The 20,119-nt window shown below is 73.5% G+C and carries 18 protein-coding genes and 1 riboswitch; of the genes, 6 read left to right on the top strand and 12 right to left on the bottom strand.

Annotated elements, in window-relative coordinates:
• Nucleotides 1-254: 254 nt before the first annotated feature.
• Complete coding sequence (locus tag HN013_RS02985) at nucleotides 255-1,547, bottom strand: cell wall metabolism sensor histidine kinase WalK (RefSeq protein ID WP_171162605.1); 1,293 nt, start codon at nucleotides 1,545-1,547, stop codon at nucleotides 255-257.
• A 4-nt stretch (nucleotides 1,548-1,551) separates the two neighbouring features.
• On the bottom strand, nucleotides 1,552-2,205 hold the full coding sequence (locus HN013_RS02990; RefSeq protein WP_171162607.1) for a response regulator transcription factor: 654 nt from the start codon (nucleotides 2,203-2,205) through the stop codon (nucleotides 1,552-1,554).
• Between the two features lie 370 nt (nucleotides 2,206-2,575).
• Between HN013_RS02990 and HN013_RS02995 the strand changes: the two genes are divergently transcribed.
• Entirely contained in the window at nucleotides 2,576-2,743 is a 168-nt protein-coding gene (locus HN013_RS02995) for a hypothetical protein (protein ID WP_171162609.1), read from the top strand.
• A 76-nt stretch (nucleotides 2,744-2,819) separates the two neighbouring features.
• On the opposite strand, the gene HN013_RS03000 is transcribed toward HN013_RS02995, so the two are convergent.
• Complete coding sequence (locus HN013_RS03000; RefSeq protein ID WP_171162611.1) at nucleotides 2,820-3,629, bottom strand: inositol monophosphatase family protein; 810 nt, start codon at nucleotides 3,627-3,629, stop codon at nucleotides 2,820-2,822.
• Between the two features lie 43 nt (nucleotides 3,630-3,672).
• A complete protein-coding gene (locus tag HN013_RS03005; protein ID WP_171162613.1) occupies nucleotides 3,673-4,800 on the bottom strand; it encodes a ferrochelatase in 1,128 nt (375 codons plus the stop codon).
• A gap of 192 nt (nucleotides 4,801-4,992) precedes the next feature.
• On the opposite strand from HN013_RS03005, the gene HN013_RS03010 reads away from it, so the two are divergent.
• Both HN013_RS03010 and HN013_RS03015 read left to right on the top strand, forming a co-directional pair.
• Nucleotides 4,993-6,270 carry an MFS transporter gene (locus HN013_RS03010; RefSeq protein WP_171162614.1) on the top strand — a complete coding sequence of 426 codons (1,278 nt, stop codon included), beginning with the start codon at nucleotides 4,993-4,995 and terminating at the stop codon, nucleotides 6,268-6,270.
• Nucleotides 6,236-7,549 (top strand): D-arabinono-1,4-lactone oxidase, encoded by a 1,314-nt coding sequence (locus HN013_RS03015; RefSeq protein WP_171162617.1) that lies wholly within the window; start codon nucleotides 6,236-6,238, stop codon nucleotides 7,547-7,549. Before HN013_RS03010 ends, HN013_RS03015 begins: the two co-directional genes overlap by 35 nt.
• Nucleotides 7,550-7,558: 9 nt before the next feature.
• Here the strand turns inward: HN013_RS03015 and HN013_RS03020 are convergent, their stop codons facing one another.
• Nucleotides 7,559-8,593, bottom strand: a complete 1,035-nt coding sequence (locus HN013_RS03020; protein WP_171162619.1) for a hypothetical protein — start codon at nucleotides 8,591-8,593, stop codon at nucleotides 7,559-7,561.
• Nucleotides 8,594-8,972: 379 nt separating this feature from the next.
• Here HN013_RS03020 and sepH point away from each other — a divergent pair, with 379 nt between their 5' ends.
• A complete protein-coding gene (gene sepH, locus HN013_RS03025; protein ID WP_171162621.1) occupies nucleotides 8,973-9,995 on the top strand; it encodes a septation protein SepH in 1,023 nt (340 codons plus the stop codon).
• A gap of 118 nt (nucleotides 9,996-10,113) precedes the next feature.
• On the opposite strand, the gene HN013_RS03030 is transcribed toward sepH, so the two are convergent.
• Nucleotides 10,114-10,953, bottom strand: coding sequence for a sulfurtransferase (locus HN013_RS03030; protein WP_171162623.1), 840 nt, complete (start codon nucleotides 10,951-10,953; stop codon nucleotides 10,114-10,116).
• Nucleotides 10,954-11,265: 312 nt separating this feature from the next.
• Here HN013_RS03030 and HN013_RS03035 point away from each other — a divergent pair, with 312 nt between their 5' ends.
• A complete protein-coding gene (locus HN013_RS03035; RefSeq protein ID WP_171162625.1) occupies nucleotides 11,266-12,063 on the top strand; it encodes a VOC family protein in 798 nt (265 codons plus the stop codon).
• Here the strand turns inward: HN013_RS03035 and HN013_RS03040 are convergent.
• The 4 genes from HN013_RS03040 to HN013_RS03055 all read right to left on the bottom strand — a co-directional run bounded on the left by HN013_RS03040 (nucleotide 12,038) and on the right by HN013_RS03055 (nucleotide 17,466).
• Nucleotides 12,038-12,727 carry a thymidine kinase gene (locus HN013_RS03040; protein ID WP_171162627.1) on the bottom strand — a complete coding sequence of 230 codons (690 nt, stop codon included), beginning with the start codon at nucleotides 12,725-12,727 and terminating at the stop codon, nucleotides 12,038-12,040. The genes HN013_RS03035 and HN013_RS03040 overlap by 26 nt on opposite strands.
• 67 nt (nucleotides 12,728-12,794) lie before the next feature.
• Nucleotides 12,795-14,003: an alkaline phosphatase family protein gene (locus tag HN013_RS03045; RefSeq protein WP_171162628.1), complete on the bottom strand. Its 1,209-nt coding sequence runs from the start codon at nucleotides 14,001-14,003 to the stop codon at nucleotides 12,795-12,797.
• A complete protein-coding gene (locus HN013_RS03050; protein ID WP_171162630.1) occupies nucleotides 14,003-14,590 on the bottom strand; it encodes a DUF5998 family protein in 588 nt (195 codons plus the stop codon). Before HN013_RS03050 ends, HN013_RS03045 begins: the two co-directional genes overlap by 1 nt.
• An 89-nt stretch (nucleotides 14,591-14,679) precedes the next feature.
• Nucleotides 14,680-17,466: a bifunctional GNAT family N-acetyltransferase/acetate--CoA ligase family protein gene (locus HN013_RS03055; RefSeq protein ID WP_171162632.1), complete on the bottom strand. Its 2,787-nt coding sequence runs from the start codon at nucleotides 17,464-17,466 to the stop codon at nucleotides 14,680-14,682.
• 108 nt (nucleotides 17,467-17,574) lie between these two features.
• Here HN013_RS03055 and HN013_RS03060 point away from each other — a divergent pair, with 108 nt between their 5' ends.
• The gene (locus HN013_RS03060; protein WP_171162634.1) at nucleotides 17,575-17,856 is read left to right on the top strand and encodes an HPr family phosphocarrier protein; all 282 of its coding nucleotides are present in this window, start codon (nucleotides 17,575-17,577) and stop codon (nucleotides 17,854-17,856) included.
• Nucleotides 17,857-18,027: 171 nt separating this feature from the next.
• Here the strand turns inward: HN013_RS03060 and HN013_RS03065 are convergent, their stop codons facing one another.
• Nucleotides 18,028-18,735, bottom strand: a complete 708-nt coding sequence (locus HN013_RS03065; protein ID WP_312018480.1) for a GntR family transcriptional regulator — start codon at nucleotides 18,733-18,735, stop codon at nucleotides 18,028-18,030.
• Nucleotides 18,736-19,049: 314 nt separating this feature from the next.
• Nucleotides 19,050-19,856 carry a M23 family metallopeptidase gene (locus tag HN013_RS03070; protein WP_171162637.1) on the bottom strand — a complete coding sequence of 269 codons (807 nt, stop codon included), beginning with the start codon at nucleotides 19,854-19,856 and terminating at the stop codon, nucleotides 19,050-19,052.
• Between the two features lie 13 nt (nucleotides 19,857-19,869).
• Nucleotides 19,870-20,026, bottom strand: a riboswitch (cyclic di-AMP (ydaO/yuaA leader).
• Nucleotides 20,027-20,119: the final 93 nt, after the last annotated feature.

The raw sequence follows: 20,119 nt of genomic DNA on the forward strand, positions 1-20,119 counted from the left end.
GAACGGGACCGTACACGGTCCGCAGGCCGCTCGTGGCAGCGCCATCTCCTGTACTTCCCGTGATCAAGACCCCCGGAAACCCCCATTTTCCAGGCGTTCCCGTCGGGCACCCGATCACGGAGAGTAGATGGCCGGAAGTCTCTGCGTGTGATCGATCACACACATCGACAGCGTCCATCAGACCGGGAAAATTCCGCCCAAAGCGAACCAGTGTCCGCGCCATTGTCTCAGAATTCCCGGCCTCGTGGAGTCTGTCAGGTCGGCAGCACCACCCTCATGACCAGCCCGCCGCCCTCCCGGGGCGTCGCGGTGATGCGCCCGCCGTGCGCCCTGGCCACCGAGCGGACGATGGACAGGCCGAGGCCCACGCCCTTGTCGCTGCCGGTGCGCTCGGTGCGCAGCCGGCGGAACGGCTCGAAGATGTTGTCCAGCTCGTACGCGGGCACCACCGGACCGGTGTTCTCCACCACCAGCACCGCCTGTCCCGGCCGGGACTCGGTGGTGACCTCGACCCAGCCGTCCTCCGGCACGTTGTACCGGACGGCGTTCTGCACCAGGTTCAGCGCGATGCGCTCCAGCAGGACGCCGTTGCCCTGGACCACGGCGGGCTGCCGGGTGCCCCGCAGCTCCACCCCCTTGGCCTGGGCCTCCCCGCGGGCCTGGTCGAGCGCCTGGGAGGCGACCTCCGCCAGGTCCACGGGCTTGCGGTCCACGATCTCGTTGTCGCTGCGCGCGAGCAGCAGCAGGCCCTCCACGAGCTGTTCGCTGCGCTCGTTGGTCGCGAGCAGGGTCTTGCCGAGCTGCTGGAGCTCGGGGGGCGCCCCGGGATCGGAGAGATGGACCTCCAGCAGGGTGCGGTTGATCGCCAGGGGCGTGCGCAGCTCGTGCGAGGCGTTGGCCACGAAGCGCTGCTGCGCCGTGAACGCCCGTTCGAGCCGGTCCAGCATCTCGTCGAAGGTGTCCGAGAGCTCCTTCAGCTCGTCGTCCGGACCGCCCAGCTCGATGCGCCGGGTCAGGTCCGTGGCGGCGACCCGGCGGGCGGTGCGGGTGATCTTGCCGAGCGGCGAGAGGACCCGTCCGGCCATGGCGTAGCCGAAGGCGAAGGCGATCACCGCGAGGCCGAGCAGGGCCAGCAGGGAGCGGCGCAGCAGGCCGTCCAGGGCGATGGCGCGCTGGTGGTTCATGCACGCCTGGACGGTGTTGCTGAACTCGTCGGAGTTGAGGGTGCCGGGGCGGAGGGAGGGACAGGCGCTGCCGGTGCTCTCCAGGTTGCCCTGGATGAAGCGGAACGGCAGGTAGCTGCCCTCCCGCATGGCGTCCGCCGCCAGCAGGTAGATGATCGTGAGCAGCAGGACGCCCGCCATCAGGAACATCCCGCCGTACAGCAGGGTGAGCCGTATGCGGATGGTGGGCCGCAGCCACGGGAACGGCCGCACGACCGGCTGGCGGGGGTCCCAGGCGGGGCGCGGCGGGCCGGACGGCGGGGGCGGCGGGGCCTGGGGCGCCGCCGCCGGCGGGTGCGGGGAGGAGGGGGACGCGGGAGGCATCGGATCAGATCCGGTATCCGGAGCCGGGCACCGTGACGATCACGGCCGGTTCGCCGAGCTTGCGGCGCAGCGTCATGACGGTGACGCGCACGACGTTGGTGAACGGGTCGGTGTTCTCGTCCCAGGCCTTCTCCAGGAGCTGCTCGGCGGAGACCACGGCTCCCTCGCTGCGCATCAGCACCTCCAGCACCGCGAACTCCTTCGGCGCCAGCTGCACCTCGCGTCCGTCGCGGAACACCTCGCGGCGGTTGGGGTCGAGCCGGATGCCGGCCCGCTCCAGGACCGGCGGCAGGGCGACCGTGGTGCGCCGGCCCAGGGCCCGGACGCGGGCGATCAGCTCGGTGAAGGCGAAGGGCTTGGGGAGGTAGTCGTCGGCGCCGATCTCCAGGCCCTCGACGCGGTCGCTGACGTCGCCGGAGGCGGTCAGCATCAGGATGCGGGTGGCCAGCTGGAGCTCCACGACCTTGCGGCAGACGTCGTCGCCGTGGACGAGTGGCAGGTCACGGTCGAGGACGACCACGTCGTAGTCGTTGACGGCGATGCGCTCCAGGGCGGCGGCCCCGTCGTACACGACGTCGACGGCCATGGCCTCCCGGCGCAGTCCGGTGGCGACGGCATCGGCGAGCAGCTGCTCGTCCTCGACGACGAGTACGCGCACGGGCTCTTCCTTCCTCAGGGGCCCGACGGGCCTGGGGGTACGGGGGTGGTTCCGGCGGCCCGGCAGGCAGGCCGGACGACCGCCGGTGGTCCCTCCATCCTGCCCCGAACACCGATAAACCGGCGGTAAGGGGTTCCGGGCTGCCCGGGGAGGCGGGTTCCCGTCCGTTTCCGGACGGCAGGTTTCCGCGTCGACGGCCGTGGGGAAGACGTCTGCACACCCGCGATCACGACCCTGTGCCGCGGTACGCCATGACCAGGCCGTACCGCAGGGTTACCACCACGCACGTGATCGTCCTCCCCGGCTCCCGGTCGGGGACACCCCCCGGCACACCCCCGTGCCACCGAGCCGACCCAGGAGGGGGCGCAGCATGGACGCGTTCACCGCTGGCATTCTGCAGCGCATAGAGAGCACTCGGAGTGATCTCGACCAGGCCCGCCGCAGCGGCGACGACTTTCTCGCCGACATGGAACAGGCGGAGCTGGAAGACCTGCACCGCCTCGCGGCGGAGCACGGTGTCGAGGTCAGCGCCGCCTGACCCCTGATCCGTCCGCGGGCGGGCGGAGCGCCCCGGTGCGATGTGCGCCGGGGCGTTCCGCTGTGCCGCGGCGGGCTCAGTCGTGCCAGGCGCCCAGCTCCTCCAGACGGCCCTGGAGCGGCTCGAAGAAGCCGGGCGGGGCGGCGACCACCAGCTCGCCGGAGGCCGGGGCGCCGGGGCGGCCGCCGGTGAGCGCCCCCGCCTCGCGGGCGATCAGGTCACCTGCCGCGAGGTCCCAGGGGTTCAGCCCGCGCTCGTAGTAGCCGTCCAGCCGTCCGCAGGCGACGTCGCACAGGTCGATGGCGGCGGAGCCGCCGCGCCGGATGTCGCGGACCTCGGGCAGCAGCCGGCGCACCACCTCGGCCTGGGCGGTGCGGCGGGCGGCGAGGTAGCCGAAGCCGGTGCCGAGGAGGGCCTGGGGGAAGTCCGGCGCGGGGCGGACGCGCAGCCGCCGGTCGCCGGCCCAGGCGCCCTGGCCGAGGACCGCGCGGTAGGTCTCCCCGCGCAGGGGGGCCGCCACGACACCGACGACGGTCTCTCCTGCGTGCTCGGCCGCGATGGAGACGGACCAGGACGGCAGCCCGTAGAGGTAGTTGACCGTGCCGTCGAGGGGGTCGATCACCCAGCGCACGCCGCTGGTGCCCGGCGCGCTGGCGCCCTCCTCGCCCAGCACCCCGTCGTCCGGGCGGCGCTCGGCGAGGAAGCCGGTGATCAGCTTCTCGGAGGCGATGTCCATCTCGGTGACGACGTCGATGGGGCTGGTCTTGGTGGCCGCCACCCCGAGGTCGGCCGGGCGGCCGTCCCTCAGCAGCGCGCCGGCCCGCTCGGCGGCCTCCAGGGCGACGGACAGCAGTTCGGCCTTGAGGGCGTCGGTGAGGGCGTTCACGGGTGTGCTCCTTGCCTGGTGGCGGGTGGTGGGTGCGGCCGGCTCACCGGTAGGGGCTGTCCGCGCCCGCGGCGGCCGGACGCGGCGCCCTGGCCGGGCAGCAGCCGACGGGGCAGAGGTCGTGGGAGGGCCCGAGGGCGCCCAGCGCGCACCGCTCGGGCCGCTCGCCCCGCTCGGTGGCGGCCCGTTCCAGCACCAGCTCGCGGACGGCGGCTGCGAAGCGCGGGTCGGCGCCCACCGTCGCCGCGCGGGCGACGGGCAGGCCCAGCTCGACGGCCTTGGCTTTGGCCTCCGTGTCGAGGTCGTACTTGACCTCCATGTGGTCGGAGACGAAGCCGATGGGGATCATCACCACCGCGGGGGCGCCCTCGCCGTGCGCCGCCTCCAGGTGGTCACAGATGTCCGGTTCGAGCCACGGGATGTGCGGGGCACCGCTGCGGGACTGGTAGACGAGGCGCCAGGGGCGGTCGGCCCCGGTCTCCGCGCGCACGGCGTCGGCGATGGTGCGGGCCACGTCGAGGTGCTGGGCGACGTACGCGCCGCCGTCGCCGTGGTCCTCGGCGCGGCCCGAGGTGTCGGCGGCGGCCGTGGGGATGGAGTGGGTGGTGAAGGCCAGGTGCGCCCCGGCCCTGGTCTCCTCGGGCAGTTCGGCGAGGGCCGCCAGGGTGGCGTCGATCATGGGGCGGACGAAGCCGGGGTGGTTGAAGTAGTGCCGCAGCTTGTCGACGCGCGGGACGGGCAGCCCCTCGGCCTCCAGGGCGGCCAGCGCGTCGGCCAGGTTCTCCCGGTACTGGCGGCAGCCGGAGTACGAGGCGTAGGCGCTGGTGGCCAGGGTGAGCACACGGCGGTGCCCGTCGCGGACCAGCTCGCGCAGGGTGTCGGTCAGATACGGCGCCCAGTTGCGGTTGCCCCAGTGGACCGGCAGGTCGACGCCGCTCGCCGCGAACTCCTCGCGCAGGGCGCGCAGCAGGTCGCGGTTCTGGTCGTTGATGGGGCTGACGCCGCCGAAGAGGAAGTAGTGCTGCCCGACCTCCTTGAGCCGCTCCCGGGGGATGCCGCGGCCTCGCGTCACGTTCTCCAGGAACGGGACGACGTCGTCCGGGCCCTCGGGGCCGCCGAAGGAGAGCAACAGCAGGGCATCGTACGGGGCGTGGGCTGGCTGATCCGACATGACCACGATCCTGCCACCCCCCACTGACAGCCGCGTCACCCGGCACCGCCCGCCGCGCCGGAGGCGGTTCCGGGGCGGCGGGAAATACCGCGCGGCGAACACAGGTTCACCCGTAATCTGTATGGGCCACCCAAGATCCTTACGGCACCCTCGTCTCGAACCCCTCGTTCCTCTTTCCAGGGCGGAGCCGGCTTGTCCAGTCCCTACCGTGCGATTTTCGCCGCGCCCGGCGCCAAGAGCTTCTCCGCGGCCGGGCTGCTCGGCCGCATGCCGCTGTCGATGATGGGCATCGGCATCGTGACGATGGTTTCGGAGCTCACCGGGGAGTACGGGCTGGCGGGGGCGCTCTCCGCGACGCTCGCCCTGGCCACCGCGGCGATGGGGCCGCAGGTCTCGCGGCTGGTCGACCGGTACGGGCAGCGTCGCGTCATGCGTCCGGTCACCCTGCTGGCGCTCGCGGCGACGACGGCGCTGCTGCTCAGCGCGCAGTTGCGATGGCCCCACTGGACCCTGTTCGTCCTCGTGATCGGTGTCGGCGCGGTGCCCAGCGTGGGCTCGATGGTGCGGGCCCGCTGGGCGGCTCTCTACCGCGACTCCACCGGCGACCTGCACACCGCGTACTCCGCCGAATCCGTCATCGACGAGGTCGTGTTCATCGTCGGCCCGATCCTCTCCATCGGCCTGTCCACCGGCTGGTTCCCGGAGGCCGGGCCGCTGCTCGCCGGCGTCTTCCTGCTGACCGGCGTCTTCTGGCTGACCGCGCAGCGCGCCACCGAGCCGGCGCCGGCCGGGCCCGCGCACGGCGGTGGCGGCTCCGCCCTGCGCTCGCGCGGACTGCAGGTGCTCGTGGGGGCCTCCGTCGCGATGGGCGCCCTGTTCGGCTCCACCGAGGTGGTGACCGTCGCCTTCGCGGAGGAGCTGGGCCACAAGGCGCTGTCCAGCGTGGTGCTGGCCGTCTGGGCGCTCGGATCCTGCATCGCGGGCACGGTGTTCGGCCTGCTGCACCCCAAGGGGGACCCCGCCCGCCGGTGGCTCGTCGGGGTGTGTGTGATGGCCGTGAGTATGATCCCCCTGCAACTGGTCGGGAACCTGACGTCCCTGGCCGTGGCGCTCTTCTTCGCGGGCCTCGCCATCGCACCCACGATGGTCACCACCATGGCCCTGGTCGAGCAGTACGTACCGCGCGCGAACCTGACCGAGGGCATGACCTGGACGAGTACCGGGATGGCGGTCGGGGTGGCACTTGGTTCGTCCGCCGCCGGTGCGGTGGTGGACGCCGCGGGGGCCGGTGCGGGGTACGCGGTGCCCGGCGTGGCGGGGGCGCTGGCGGCCGTCGGGGCGTTCCTCGGGTACCGCCGGCTGCGGCCGGCGCCGGAGTCGGGGTCCCGGCGGGCAGGGACATCCGTTCCGCAGGCTCGGGGAGGGGCTGGCGCACATGACGGAGACAGCGAGGACGAGCGCGTGGCGTAACTGGGCGGGGAACGTGACCGCCGGTCCGGCGCGCACGGTGACACCGGGCTCGGTCCGCGAACTGGCCGACGCGGTGACGTCCGCGGCCTCGGCGGGACTGCGGGCGAAGGCCGTCGGCTCGGGGCACTCGTTCACGGCGGCGGCCGCCACGGACGGTGTGCTGATACGCCCGCACCGGCTGGCCGGGCTCCGGTCCGTCGACCGGGCGGCCGGCACGGTGACGGTCGGGGCCGGGACCCGCCTCGCCGACTTCAACAGGACGCTGTCCGCCCAGGGCCTGTCGCTGACGAACATGGGCGACATCATGGAGCAGACGGTCTCCGGCGCCGTGAGCACGGGCACCCATGGCACGGGCCGCGACTCCGCCTCGATCGCCGCCCAGATCCGGGGCCTGGAACTGGTGACCGCGGACGGCTCGGTGCTCACCTGTTCCGCGACCGAGCACCCGGAGGTGTTCGCGGCCGCGCGGGTCGGCCTGGGCGCGCTGGGGGTGATCACCGCGATCACCTTCGCCGTGGAACCGGAGTTCCTCCTCACCGCACAGGAGGAGCCGATGTCCTTCGGACAGGTCACGGCGGAGTTCGACCGGCTCGCGACGGAGAACGAGCACTTCGAGTTCTACTGGTTCCCCCACACCGACTACTGCACCACCAAGCGCAACAACCGCAGCACGGGCCCCGCCGCTCCCCTCGGCCGCCTCGGGGCCTGGGTGGACGACGAGCTGCTCTCCAACGGTCTGTTCGGCGCGGTGTGCGCGGTGGGCCGGGCCGTCCCCGCGGCCGTGCCCGCCATCGCCAGGGTCACCGGCCGGGCGCTGTCCGCCCGTACCTACACCGACATCCCCTACAAGGTCTTCACCAGTCCGCGCCGGGTCCGCTTCCTGGAGATGGAGTACGCCCTCCCGCGCGACGCGGCCGTCGCGGCACTGCGGGAGCTGCGCGCGGTCATCGAGCGGCGGCGGCTGCGGGTCGCCTTCCCGGTCGAGGTCCGCACCGCCCCCGCGGACGACATCCCGCTGTCGACCGCCTCCGGACGGGACACCGCGTACCTCGCCGTGCACATGTACCGGGGCGCTCCGTACCGGGCGTACTTCTCGGCCGCGGAAGAGATCATGACGGCGCACGGCGGGCGGCCGCACTGGGGAAAGCTGCACGGCCGCGACGCCGCGTACCTGGCCGGGGTCTACCCGAGGTTCGCCGAGTTCACGGCGGTCCGGGACCGGCTGGACCCGGACCGGGTGTTCGGGAACCCGTACCTGCGGCGGGTGCTCGGGGACTGAGCCCCGGGGTCAGGAGCCCGCGGTGGGCTGCCCGCCCGCGTCGCCCGTCCCCTCGGCCGTGCCGCCCTTGCTCCCGCCGTCGCCCTTCCCGGCGTCCGGCGAGGCACCCGCGTCCGGGGTCCGGTCCGGGTCCGGGGAGGCGCCGCCCGAGGGGGACTTCCCCGGGTCCGGGGTCTGCTTGCCGGAATCGCCGCCCGACGGCGAGGCGTCGGGCGTCGGCGTCGCATCGCCCTTGCCGTCGCTCTTGCCGTCGTCCTCGCCGCCGGTCCCCGAGGTGCCGGCGTCCGGCGAACCGGACGGCCCGGGGCCCGGACCGTCGCCGGTCCCCTTCCCGGGGTCGGCGTCCTGCTGGTCCCGCCGGTCCTTGTGGTCCTGCTTCGTGTGCTTCTCCTGCTGGAACGGGCGCAGGATCGTCGTCCCGTCCTTCCGGCCGTCCGCGCTCTGCCCGGACACCAGCTCGACCGCCGTCACGGTGCCCATGGCCAGGACGAAGACGGCGCCGGCGGCCAGCAGTGGCCGTTTCCAGCCGCGCCACCGGGTGCCGTGCGTCGTTCCTGCAGAGAACGTGCCGGAAACCCTTTCGGAGCCGTGAACGGGGTGCGCACTGTCGTGCGCGCCGGGGTACGCACCGGCGTGCGCTTCCGGCAGCATCCGCGTCGCGTCGTCGTCACGGTCCGTGCCGACTTGCTTCAGCAGCTGAGTGCGGTCGAGGCCGGCGGCGGGCGGTGCGTCGGCGGCGCGCGCCCGGTCGACCGCGCGCCCCGCGTCGTCGACCGGCACCTGGCGCAGTGTGGGCCGCGCGGCCTGCACGGCCACGTCGCGGACCTGCTCGCCCGTCCTTCTGAACAGGTGCTGGAAGACCGTGCCGCCGGTGGTGGCCACGACGCTGACGACGCCCGCCCCGATCACCGTGCCGTACACACCGAGCTTGCCGGCGAGCAGGGCGGCGACCACCGCCGCCAGCGCACTGCCCGCGACCTGGGCGACGCTCAAGTCCAGGCGTTTGCCCTTGGCTTTTGCGTCGCTTTCGGCTTTGTCGTCCATCTCCGACCTCTGTCGATCCTTTCGCACCTCTTGCAGTAAGAAGAGACATTCGAGCGTAACGAACAGTTCCGAATCCGGTGATTGTGTGAACCTCGCCACCCATGGGAAGGTCTCCGGCGCAAGAGGGGGCAATCAACTCCCTTGCCGGACGTGAACATCGATGGCGCGCCGCTCCACCCCCAGTGGTCCGAATGGAGTACTGTGGCGAGCCCGGCCCCGGTATCCCGTCCGGTTGCCCGGACCCAACGGGAGGGGCCCGGGCGGCTCTCGCCCCGTCAACTCGGCAATGTTGTGGCAGGCTGCTACCCGGGCAGGCCACACTCGACCAGCGGAAGCAGCGACGCACGTGACGTCGGCAGGCACCACCCGGGAGGTCCCCATGCCCGAACTGCGTGTCGTGGCCGTCTCCAACGACGGCACACGGCTGGTGCTCAAGGCTGCGGACAGCACGGAGTACACCCTTCCCATCGACGAGCGGCTGCGTGCCGCCGTGCGCAACGACCGCGCACGCCTGGGCCAGATCGAGATCGAGGTGGAGAGCCACCTCAGGCCCCGTGACATCCAGGCCCGGATCCGGGCCGGCGCCTCCGCGGAGGAGGTCGCGCAGCTCGCCGGCATCCCCGTCGAGCGGGTGCGCCGCTTCGAGGGGCCGGTCCTCGCGGAGCGCGCGTTCATGGCCGAGCGCGCCCGCAAGACCCCGGTGCGCCGCCCCGGTGAGAGCACCGGTCCACAGCTCGGCGAGGCGGTCGCGGAGCGGCTCCTGTTGCGCGGCGCCGAGAAGGACACGGCGCAGTGGGACTCCTGGCGACGCGACGACGGCACCTGGGAGGTGCTGCTGGTCTACCGCGTCGCCGGTGAGCCGCGCGCCGCGAGCTGGACCTACGACCCGCCGCGCCGGATCGTCTCTGCGCTGGACGACGAGGCGCGGGCGCTGATCGGGGAGACCGAGGACACCCCGGAGCCCAGCTTCCCCTTCGTCCCGCGCATCGCCCGGCTGCCCCGGGAGCGGGCACAGGACCGGCCGGCCCCCGAGCCGGCCGAAGCCGCCGCGGCGCCCGCCGCCGAGGACGGCGGCAAGGAGCGCGACTCCCTGACCAGCCTGCTCGAAGCCGTACCCAGCTTCCGGGGCGACATGGTCGTACCGGAGCCGCCCCCGGCGGCCCCCGCGGCCGACGTCCCGCCGGAGGAGGCGGAGGCCGTCGAGCCGCCCGCCCCCGCGGCGAGCGCGGGGTCGGCGTACGCGGATGTGCTGATGCCCCGGTCGGTGGCCGGGCACCGGGAGCGGCTGGTCGGTACGACGGACCGTCAGGCCGAGGCGGACGGCGTCCGGCCGGGCCGCAGGGCGGCGGTCCCGAGCTGGGACGAGATCGTCTTCGGGACGCGGCGCAAGAAACAGGACTAGGGCAGGGAGCCGGGCAGGGGAGTTCTGCCCGGCTCCAACCCTTTCGCGTGTTTCCGCGAGGACCTTCCCCCGTAACCCTTTTGCCTGAATTGCCGGGCGACGGGACGTGACGGGACCGTCAGCCGGGCTGTGCCCCCGTGGCCACCGGCCGGGACGGGTCCGCCGTCCACTCGCTCCACGAGCCCGCGTACAGAGCCGCCGGCACACCCGCCACCGCCAGCGCCAGCACCTCATGCGCACCGGAGACCCCGGAGCCGCAGTAGACGCCCACCTCCGCGTCCGGCACCGCGCCCAGCGCCGCGAAGCGCTCGGCCAGCCGGGCGGCGGGGCGGAACAGCCCCTCGGCGTCCACGTTCTCGGTGGTCGGGGCGGAGAGCGCGCCCGGGATGTGGCCCGCGACCGGGTCGAGCGGCTCCACCTCGCCGCGGTAGCGCTCCCCGGCGCGCGCGTCCAGCAGCACGCCCCTCCGGGCGAGCGCCGCCGCACCGTCCGCGTCGAGCAGCGGCACGGCGCCGGGCTCCGGGGCGAAGTCGCCCTCGGCGACCGCCGGGACCTCGGCCGTCAGTTCGCCGCCCGCCGCCGTCCACGCGGCCAGGCCGCCGTCGAGCACCCGTACCGAGGGATGCCCCGTCCAGCGCAACAGCCACCAGGTCCGCGCTGCCGCCCAGCCCTGACCACCGTCGTACACGACCACGTCGCGGTCGGCGGTGACGCCCGCGCGGCGCAGCGCGGCCCCGAGGACGGCCGGGTCCGGCAGCGGATGACGGCAGCCCGTCCCCCTCGGGCCCGTCAACTCGTCCTCCAGATCGACGTAGACGGCGCCGGGAAGGTGACCGGCGTCGTACTCCGGCCGGCACGACGGGCCGCCCGACTGCCAGCGGACGTCCAGGAGATGCGGTGGCCGCTCCCCCGCCGCCAGCCGGTCCGCCAATTCCCTTGCGCTGATGATCGGATTCATGGCAGCCATCCTGGCGTAGTCACCCCTGCGTCCGACAGGCACCCTGGCGGGACGGCAACCGAGCGATCGATACTGGACGGCAATGGCGCCGAATCGGAAGCGAAACGCGAATTCCGGCCTCTTCCTGCTGGATCCCGCGGGAACCAGTGTCATCCGGCGCGGCCGGGGGGCATGACACGACCGGTGGTGCAACGATCTGCACAGGCACCGTCCTGCACCACCCCGCGCGCCGCAACCCATGGGGCTACCTCCCCTACCGTCAGGCTGGGGAGGGTCGCGCGGCCACCACGATGGTCCGAGGAGAGAGCGACGATGACCGAGGTATGGGGTTCCGCCCCACAGCGGAACAGGGTGCAGGTCCGGCACGTCCCCGGCACTCCGTGCTGGACGAGCCTGCTGGTGCACGACCTGGAAGCGACGAAGGACTTCTACGGCGGTCTGTTCGGCTGGACCTACTCCGACCCCGGGCCGTGCCGGCTGGGCCCCTGTGTCCGCGCCACGATCGACGGCCGCGATGTCGCGGGCCTCGGTGAACTGCCGCCCGACCGGCGGCTGCCGACGGAGTGGACCACCTATCTGGCGAGCGACGACGCGGACGTCACCGCCGAGTGGATCCGCTGCTCCGGCGGCACGGTGGGCGTGGGGCCGATCGCCGCCGAGGACGTGGGCCGTCTGGTGCTGGCCTCCGACCCGGCCGGCGCCCCGTTCGGCGTCCGGCAGGCACAGGACGCGTCGGGGCCCCGGACGCCGGCGGTGCCCGGGACACCCGTCTGGCACGAACTGCTCACCCATGACGCGGCCGTCGCCGTGAAGTTCTACAAGGCCCTGTTCCCCTACGAGCTCAAGCCGGCCGACTCGGTCGACGCCGACCGGCTCACGCTGCACCTGGACGGCCGGCCGGTCGCCTCCGTGCGCGGCGCCGGGGCGGCCTTGCGGCGCCCGCACTGGACCACCTGGTTCGAGGTGGCCGACACCGACGCCGCGGCCCGGCGCGCCGAGGAGCTGGGCGGACGGGTGCTGCGGGGCCCGCACGACGAGCCGGCCGGGCGGACGGCCTCGGTCGCGGACCCGGAGGGCGCCGTCCTCACACTGGTGCGGACACCCCGTTAGCCCTGCCGTTGGCGGGCTCCGGGTCCACCGGCAGCACGTCCGGGGAGAGCGTGGCCGCCCGGGCCGCCGCCGAGGTGAGGCGGCGGCGGTGGTGACGGCGGCACAGCACCTCGTAACCGACCGCCGCCTCCGGCTGGTTGACGTCGCCGACGACGACCTGGGCACCCTCGACGACCATCTGCCCGCCGACCGTCCGGGCGTTGTGGGTGGCGCGCGCGCCGCACCAGCAGAGCGCCTCGACCTGGAGGACCTCGATGCGGTCGGCGAGCTCGACCAGGCGTTGGGAGCCGGGGAAGAGCTTGGTGCGGAAGTCGGTGGTGATGCCGAAGGCGAAGACGTCCAGTTCGAGGTCGTCGACGATGCGCGCCAGCTGGTCCACCTGTTCGGGAGCGAGGAACTGGGCCTCGTCCGCGATGACATAGTCCGCCCGGCCGCCCGCGGAGAGGTGGCCGACGACGTGCGCGTAGAAGTCGAACCCCTCCCCCGCCTCGACGGATTCCGTCACCAGACCGAGCCGGGAGGACAGTTTGCCCTCGCCCGCGCGGTCGTTGCGGGTGTAGATCATCCCTTGCAGGCCGCGGGCCGAGCGGTTGTGCTCGATCTGCAGAGCGAGGGTGCTCTTTCCGCAGTCCATGGTTCCGGAGAAGAACACCAGCTCGGGCATGCGAAGGCCAATGCCTTTCGTTCGTGGGTGAGACGGGGGGGGAGGAAGGGACCGGAGGGGCCGGGGCTCAGGACCGGACTTCGAGGAGCGGCACCAGCTGCTCGACGGGCGTCATGGAACCGTGGAGGCCCACCATCATCGACTCGTTGGGCTCGGTCTCGGTGGCGACGATCGCGACGTCGTCCCGGGCGGCGGCGACCACGTCACCGATCCGCGCGTACACCCGGTCGTCCACGCCCGCGCCCGGCGGGCCGAACCAGCCTGCCTCGATGGCCTCGTCGCGCCCCGCCACCCACATCTGCTCCCCCAGCACCTCGCGCCAGACCGCGAGCACATCGGCGGCCGCCCCCGGCACGGCGTAGACGTGCCGGGCCCGGGCCTCGCCGCCGAGCCGCGAGACACCGGCGCGGAGCTCCCAGTCCTCGTCGAAGTCGATGCGCGCGTCCGGGGTGAACGGGATGTCGATCATGCCGTGGTCGGCGGTGACGTAGAGCGCCGAGCGCGGCGGCAGCTGCTCGGCGAGGCGCCGGGCCAGCAGGTCCACGTACATCAGCTGGCCGCGCCACTCCTCGGAGTCGACGCCGAAGCGGTGTCCCTTGCCGTCCACTTCGCTGTAGTAGGTGTAGACGAGCGAGCGGTCGGCGGCGCCGAGCTGTTCGGCCGCGAGGTCCATCCGGTCCTCACCGGACAGCCGGCCGTGGAACGTGCCGCCGCTGAGGGCGATCCGGGTCAGCGGGGTGTGCTCGAAGTCGGGGGCCGAGACCTGGCAGGTGTGGATCCCGGCGTCGTCCGCGAGCCGGAAGACGGTGGGGTACGGCTGCCAGTGGTGCGGGTCCGTCCACGGGCGCCAGCGCAGCTGATTCATCAGCTCGCCGGTCGCCGGGTCGACGACCGTGTATCCGGGCAGGCCGTGGACGCCCGGCGGCAGGCCGGTGCCCACCGAGGCCAGTGAGGTGGCCGTGGTGGACGGGAAACCGGCGGTCATGGGCGTACCGGTGCCGTTCATCGAACTGCCGAGCAGCGAGTGGAGGAACGGCGCCTCGTTCGGGTGGGCGCGCAGCAGTTCCCAGCCCAGACCGTCGATCAGGAAGACGCAGACCCGGTCGGCGGGCGCCAGTTCCAGCCCCGAGCGGAAGCCCGGGACGCCCATGCCCGCCACCGCGGCGGGCAGCAGGTCGGCGAGGGAGCCGGTGCCGTAGCGCGGCAGCGGGGCGGAGCGGGGGTCCAGCGGGGCGGGCTCGTGCCAGGCGGCGCCCGCGGGGCTCGGGTACGACATCAGCGGCCGGTGACCGCGGTCGCCTCGGAGATCGCCTGGGCGAAGGCGAGGGTCTGGCGGACGCTGTCGGGTCCGTCGCCCGCCTCGCTCACGCGCAGGCTCAGGTCGTCGGCCGTCGAGGAACCCGTGTAGCCGTGGTCCGCGTCGCAGTTGGGGTCGCCGCAGGCGGCGGGCTCCAGGTCGATCCGGGACACCGCTCCCCAGCCGATCGTCAGGACCACCTCGCGGGGCAGCGAGCCCGGCGTGTAGGACTCGGGGTTGGCCACGACCCGGCTGACGACGACCGACGAGATCCGGTCCAGCTTCACCGACTCGGTGGAGGTGGTGGCGTACGGGGACGGCGAGGTGCCGTCGGCCGCCTGCTCGTCGGTGTGGCTGACGATGAACCGGGTGCGGGTGAGGACGAGAACCGTCACATGGCGGCGGACCTCGTTGGAGTCGAAGGTCGTCTCCTGGTGGACCAGGTACGACACGACCGGCTCCCCGCCCACGGCCGCCTCCACGGCCTCGGCCACGAGGGCCGGGTAGTAGCCGCTGCGCTCGATCGCCGCGCGCAGCCCCTGGGTCGTCGTACCGGTCTTCGCCATACGCCCATCCTACGGGGCGTACGGAGCCCCGCCGCCGCCGATGCCCGGTCCTGTCCCCTCCGTCCCGGCGGTCGCCGCCGCCCGCCGCGTCAGTACGTCGGCAGGCTGCGCGGCCCGAGGTCGGTGCGCGGCGGGGGCGCGGCCAGCCGTATGGAGGCGCCGAGGACGTGGATGCCGTGCGGAGCGACGATCACCGGCTCCAGGTCGGCGCCGACGACCTCCGGATGGTCGTCCATCAGTCGCGATACCCGCAGCAGCAGCTCCTCCAGGGCCCCGGTGTCCACGGGGGCGGCCCCGCGCCAGCCGAAGAGCAGCGGCGCGGTGCGCACGGACCGGATCAGCTCGGCGGCGTCGCGGTCGGTGGCCGGGACGAGGCAGTGCGCGGTGTCGCCGAGGAGCAGCGAAGGGGCACCGGCGAGGCCGAAGGAGAGCACCGCTCCGGCCGCCGGGTCGATCGCGGCGCGGACGACCGTGTCGACGCCGCGCGGGGCCATCGACTGGACCACCAGGCGGGTCTCCGAGGGCTTGCCGAGCAGCTCGGTCAACTCGGTGTAGGCGCGCAGCAGTTCCGCCTCGCCCCCGACGTCGAGGCGGACGCCGCCGAGGTCGGCGCGGTGGCGCAGGTGGGGGGCGGTGGGTTTGAGGGCCACGGGGAAACCGAGCCGGTGGGCCGCGGCCACGGCGCTGTCGGGGTCCGGGGCGGGCAGCGCGGGCAGGACGGCGATGCCGTAGCGGGCGAGGAGGCGCTGGGTGTCGGCGGCGGAGAGGGTGACGGCACGCGGTCCCGCGGCGTCCCGGTCGGTGATGCCGTGGGCGGTGAGCAGCACCTCGATGTCGGCCGCGGCGCCCGCCTCGTCGATGTCGTCGTACTCGGGGACCCGGCCGGGCTGTTCCTCGCTGCGGCGCCGCCACTGGGCGTACCTGGCGGCCTGGGCCAGGGCCCGGGCGGCCCGCTCGGCGGCGGGGTAGGCGGGGATGCGCACCGACCCGGGGCCGGCCGGGAGGCCGTCCTCCGGCGGGGCGGCCAGGGCCTCGGCGAGGTCGGGGATCTCCAGGTGGACCACGCAGACGGGCTTGGCCTCGGGGGCGGTGGCGACGGCCTCGCGCAGGGCCGCGGCGAGGCCGGCGGCCGAGCCGCCGTCGACCCAGGGGATGGCGGTGACCACCACGGCGTCGCAGCCCGGGTCGGTCAGGGCGGCGGCGACGGCCCGGCGGAAGTCCTCCGGCCCGGCGGCCGTGGTCAGGTCCTGCGGGGGCAGCGGGCGCAGTCCGTCGGTGAGGCAGGCGTCGTAGGTGAGCAGCGCCAGCGACTGGGAGTTGCCCAGGATGGCCACGCGCGGGCCCGCGGGCAGTGGCTGGGCGGCGAGCAGCAGCCCGGTGTCGGAGAGCTCGGTGACGGTGTCGACGCGGATCACCCCGGCCTGCCGGAGCAGGTGGGAGACGGTGGCGTCGGGCATGCGGGTGGTGGGCACGGTGTGCCCGGCGGGGGCGGCGGTGCCGTGCCGGGCGCCCTTGACGACGACGACCGGCTTGCGCCGGGCGGTGCGCCGGGCGAGGCGGGTGAACTTGCGCGGGTTCCCTATGGATTCGAGGTACATCAGGGCGACGTCGGTGTCCGGGTCGTCGTGCCAGAACTGGAGGAAGTCGTTGCCGGAGACGTCGGCGCGGTTGCCCGTCGAGACGAACGTGGACACCGAGGCCAGTCCGGCCAGGCCGGCCGCCCTCCGCTGCAGTCCGGAGAGCAGGGCGATGCCGATCGCGCCGGACTGGCTGAAGAGCCCGACCCGGCCCGGGGCGGGCAGCTCGGGCGAGAGGGAGGCGTTGAGGCGGACGCCCGCGGCGGTGTTCACCAGGCCGAAGGAGTTCGGGCCGATGATCCGCATGCCGTACGAGCGGGCCTGCCGGACCAGCTCGCGCTGGCGGGCGCGGCCCTCGGAACCGCTCTCCGCATACCCGGCGGAGAGCACGACGAGGCCCTGGACGCCGTGCTCCCCGCAGTCGTCGACGACGGACGGCACATGGTCGGCGGGCACGGCGACGACGGCGAGGTCGACGGGTTCGCCGGCCTCGCGGAGCGAGCGGAGGGCGGGGACGCCTTCGGGTTCGAGCCGTGTGAGGTCGTCGGGGAAGGAGGTGTTGACCGCGAGGACCCGTCCGGTGAACCCGCCGGCCAGCAGGTTGTGCAGGACGGCCCGGCCCATGCCGCCGGGTTCGCGGCCGGTGCCGAAGACCGCGACGCTGCCGGGGGCCAGGAGGCGCTGCACCGAGCGGGCCTCGGCCCGCTGCTCGCGGGCGCGCTGGACGGCGAGCGACCGGTCCGTCGGTTCCAGGTCGAGCTCCAGGCGGACGACGCCGTCCTCGAAGCTGCGCTTCTGGGTGTAGCCGGCGTCCGTGAACACCTTGATCATCTTGGTGTTGGCGGGCAGCACCTCGGCGGCGAAGCGCCGGATGCCGCGTTCGCGCGCGACGGCCGCGATGTGCTCCAGCAGGGCGGAGGCGACCCCCCGGCCCTGGTGGGCGTCCTGGACCAGGAAGGCGACCTCCGCCTCGTCGGTGGGGCCGGAGGCCGGGCGGCCGCGGGAGTCGATGCGGTCGTAGCGGACGGTGGCGATGAACTCGCCGCCGACCGTGGCCGCCAGGCCGACGCGGTCGATGTAGTCGTGGTGGGTGAAGCGGTGCAGGTCGCGGTCGGACAGCCGGGGGTAGGGCGCGAAGAAGCGGTAGTACTTGGACTCGTCCGAGACGTGCTCGTAGAAGCTGACCAGGCGCTGGACGTCGTCGGGGGTGATGGGACGGATACGGGTGGTGCCGCCGTCGCGCAGGACGACATCGGCTTCCCAGTGGGCCGGGTACGCGTGCTCGGACGGCGTCTGCATGGGATCAGCGTACGGCGGCCCACTGACAGCGCGGAGGCCGCGGCGGAGCACTGTCCGCATCGTGCGACACTGGTCTAGACAACCAATAGCGACTCGAAGGGCAACACCATGGTTGAGCGCCGCGTAAACGTCGGCTGGGCCGAGGGCCTGCACGCCCGCCCGGCGTCGATCTTCGTCCGTGCGGCGACCGCTGCCGGCGTCCCCGTGACGATCGCCAAGGCCGGCGGCACCCCCGTCAACGCCGCCTCCATGCTGGCCGTGCTGGGCCTGGGCGCCCAGGGTGGCGAGGAGATCGTCCTGGCCACCGAGGCGGACGGTGCCGAGGCCGCGCTCGACCGTCTGGCCAAGCTGGTCGCCGAGGGCCTCGAGGAGCTTCCGGAGACCGTCTGATCCACGTCCCGCCCCACCGGCGGGAACACGACAGGGCCGCGGCGGCCGGTGATCCGGCCGCCGCGGCCCTGTGTGCGCACCGCCCCGCACGGGGCGGGCGGAATCCGTCCGGAAACCGCCACAATTCCCGGCCGGGGATTTCTCCGCACTCCCTGGAATAGCGGACCGTTGTTAAATGCGGGCGCTCGCCGTGTTTACGGCACGTTTCCGGTCCGCCGCCCGGGGGACTTCCGGCGCTGTCACCGGGCGCCGGAGCCGGAATGCGCCCGGCGGCCGTCCGGCCCGTTCGACGGCGAGTGACCTGGCGCGTTCCGCGTCCCTTCTGACCACCGCGTCGACGAGCGCCGCGTGCGTCTCCCAGGTCTCCACGGGCCGTGCGGGCGGCTCCGGCACGTACACCCAGGCGATCTTGCGCCGCACCTGGGTGAGCAGCGCGGCGAGGCTCGGGCTGCCGGACGCCTGGGCGAGGGTCTCGTCGAACCAGTCGCCCAGCGGGCACAGCTCGCCGACCTGCCCGGCCCTGGCGCGCTCCCTGCCGAGCCGGACCAGTCCGCGCAGGACCTTGAGGTGCGCCTCGGTCCGCCGCTGCGCGGCCCGGGCGGCGCCCAGCGGCTCCAGCAGGGCCCTGACGTCGAGCAGGTCGGCGGCCTCCTGCTCGGTCGGCTCGGCGACACAGGCGCCCGCGTGCCGGCGGGTGGTCACGAAGCCCTCCGACGCCAGCGTGCGCAGGGCCTCGCGCACCGGGACGCGGGAGACGCCGTAACGGCGGGCGAGGAGTTCCTCGATGAGCCGGCTGCCGGGCGGGAACGCGCCGGAGACGATGTCGTCGCGAATAGCCGTACAGACGGCGTGCGCGGAAATGCGGCGGGTCTCGGACACCCCGTCACCCTCGCCGTTCACGAACGTCCCGCATTGGACGAACCTCCGAATAGACCCCGAATCGCTCCCGAATCAAGCCCGCCGAATGCGGCCGCCCCGCACATGATTGACGCCTCTTCAGGGACGCGATCGACTCTATGGCAATCACGTGCGATTTCCGATGGCCGTCGGGAATCCATGGAAATGATTTGGCCAAGCGGAGGGCGGGGCCGGGCGGGCCGCGCGCGAAGCGGCCGGCGGTCCCCAGGCAGCCGAAAGCCCCGCTCCGGCACTCGGGGGCCGGGCGGGGCTCGCGGGAAGGTCGTTCGCGCGTCCTACAGGGCGACGCCGTGCGAGCGCAGGTAGGAGACCGGGTCGATGTCCGAACCGTAGGCGGGACCGGTGCGGGCCTCGAAGTGCAGGTGCGGACCGGTCACGTTGCCGGTGGCGCCGGAGAGGCCGATCTGCTGGCCGGGGATAACGGCCTGGCCGACGCTGACGGAGATGGACGACAGGTGGCCGTACTGGGTGTAGGTGCCGTCGTTGTGCTTGATGACGATGTTGTTGCCGTACGCGCCGCCGTTGCCGGCCTCCACGACGGTGCCGGCGCCCACGGCCTGCACGGTGGTGCCCGTCTCGGCGTGGAAGTCGACGCCGGTGTGGCTGCCGGACGACCACAGGCCGCTGGAGGCGTGGTACTGGGTGGAGACGAAGGAGCCTGCGATCGGCATCACGAAGGTGTTGAGGCGCTTGCGCTCCGCCTCGCGGGCCGCGCGCTCCTTCTTGGCGCGCTCGGCCTCGGCCTTGCGCTTGGCCTCGTCCGAACGCTTCTTGACGAGGGCGGCCTGCTCCTTGGCCTCGTTCTCGGCCCGCTGTTGGGCGGCGTCCTTGACGGCGACGCCGTGCTGCATCTCGGCCTGCTCGTCGACGCTGTCGGCCACGTGGTTGGAGAGGACGACGGCCTGGGTGAGGCCCGTGTCCTGGACGCGCGGCGCCTCGTCCGGGGAGGCGGCGAACGCGGGGGCGGCGACACCGGCGACAACGCCCGCGGCGCTGAGGGTGGCTATGCCCGCGACATTGGCGCTGACACGCACGGCACGGCTCGGACGACGGTGCTTCCCGGTGGCACGGGTGAACGCCATAGTTGCGGCTGTTCCTTTCCTTCCCTCTCGCCTACCGGGTTAGCTGACGGGTTCGGAGCAGGAAGGTCTCCTACGGCCCCCTCCGGAGAGGGACCCGATTCACCCCAGGGAACATGTGGTTCCCCGGCTCCCCTGGCTCACGCCGTACGGGGACTCGGCGATGGCTGCCCGGGGCCGCGGTTGCGGACCCGATCCGACGGACTGCCGCCCTGAAGCTAATCGTCGTCAGATTCGAACGGCAAACGGAACCACGTTTTCGTGAC

It is taken from the genome of Streptomyces sp. I05A-00742, from assembly GCF_013055795.1.
GTDB lineage: Bacteria > Actinomycetota > Actinomycetes > Streptomycetales > Streptomycetaceae > Streptomyces.

What these genes read in the sequence shown, in the direction of transcription:
- HN013_RS02985 (WP_171162605.1), bottom strand. Translation starts at nt 1,547, where the DNA reads ATGCCTCCCGCGTCCCCCTCCTCCCCGCACCCGCCGGCGGCGGCGCCC.
- HN013_RS02995 (WP_171162609.1), top strand. Translation starts at nt 2,576, where the DNA reads ATGGACGCGTTCACCGCTGGCATTCTGCAGCGCATAGAGAGCACTCGG.
- HN013_RS03005 (WP_171162613.1), bottom strand. Translation starts at nt 4,800, where the DNA reads ATGTCGGATCAGCCAGCCCACGCCCCGTACGATGCCCTGCTGTTGCTC.
- HN013_RS03015 (WP_171162617.1), top strand. Translation starts at nt 6,236, where the DNA reads ATGACGGAGACAGCGAGGACGAGCGCGTGGCGTAACTGGGCGGGGAAC.
- HN013_RS03020 (WP_171162619.1), bottom strand. Translation starts at nt 8,593, where the DNA reads ATGGACGACAAAGCCGAAAGCGACGCAAAAGCCAAGGGCAAACGCCTG.
- sepH (WP_171162621.1), top strand. Translation starts at nt 8,973, where the DNA reads ATGCCCGAACTGCGTGTCGTGGCCGTCTCCAACGACGGCACACGGCTG.
- HN013_RS03030 (WP_171162623.1), bottom strand. Translation starts at nt 10,953, where the DNA reads ATGAATCCGATCATCAGCGCAAGGGAATTGGCGGACCGGCTGGCGGCG.
- HN013_RS03035 (WP_171162625.1), top strand. Translation starts at nt 11,266, where the DNA reads ATGACCGAGGTATGGGGTTCCGCCCCACAGCGGAACAGGGTGCAGGTC.
- HN013_RS03040 (WP_171162627.1), bottom strand. Translation starts at nt 12,727, where the DNA reads ATGCCCGAGCTGGTGTTCTTCTCCGGAACCATGGACTGCGGAAAGAGC.
- HN013_RS03045 (WP_171162628.1), bottom strand. Translation starts at nt 14,003, where the DNA reads ATGTCGTACCCGAGCCCCGCGGGCGCCGCCTGGCACGAGCCCGCCCCG.
- HN013_RS03050 (WP_171162630.1), bottom strand. Translation starts at nt 14,590, where the DNA reads ATGGCGAAGACCGGTACGACGACCCAGGGGCTGCGCGCGGCGATCGAG.
- HN013_RS03055 (WP_171162632.1), bottom strand. Translation starts at nt 17,466, where the DNA reads ATGCAGACGCCGTCCGAGCACGCGTACCCGGCCCACTGGGAAGCCGAT.
- HN013_RS03060 (WP_171162634.1), top strand. Translation starts at nt 17,575, where the DNA reads ATGGTTGAGCGCCGCGTAAACGTCGGCTGGGCCGAGGGCCTGCACGCC.
- HN013_RS03070 (WP_171162637.1), bottom strand. Translation starts at nt 19,856, where the DNA reads ATGGCGTTCACCCGTGCCACCGGGAAGCACCGTCGTCCGAGCCGTGCC.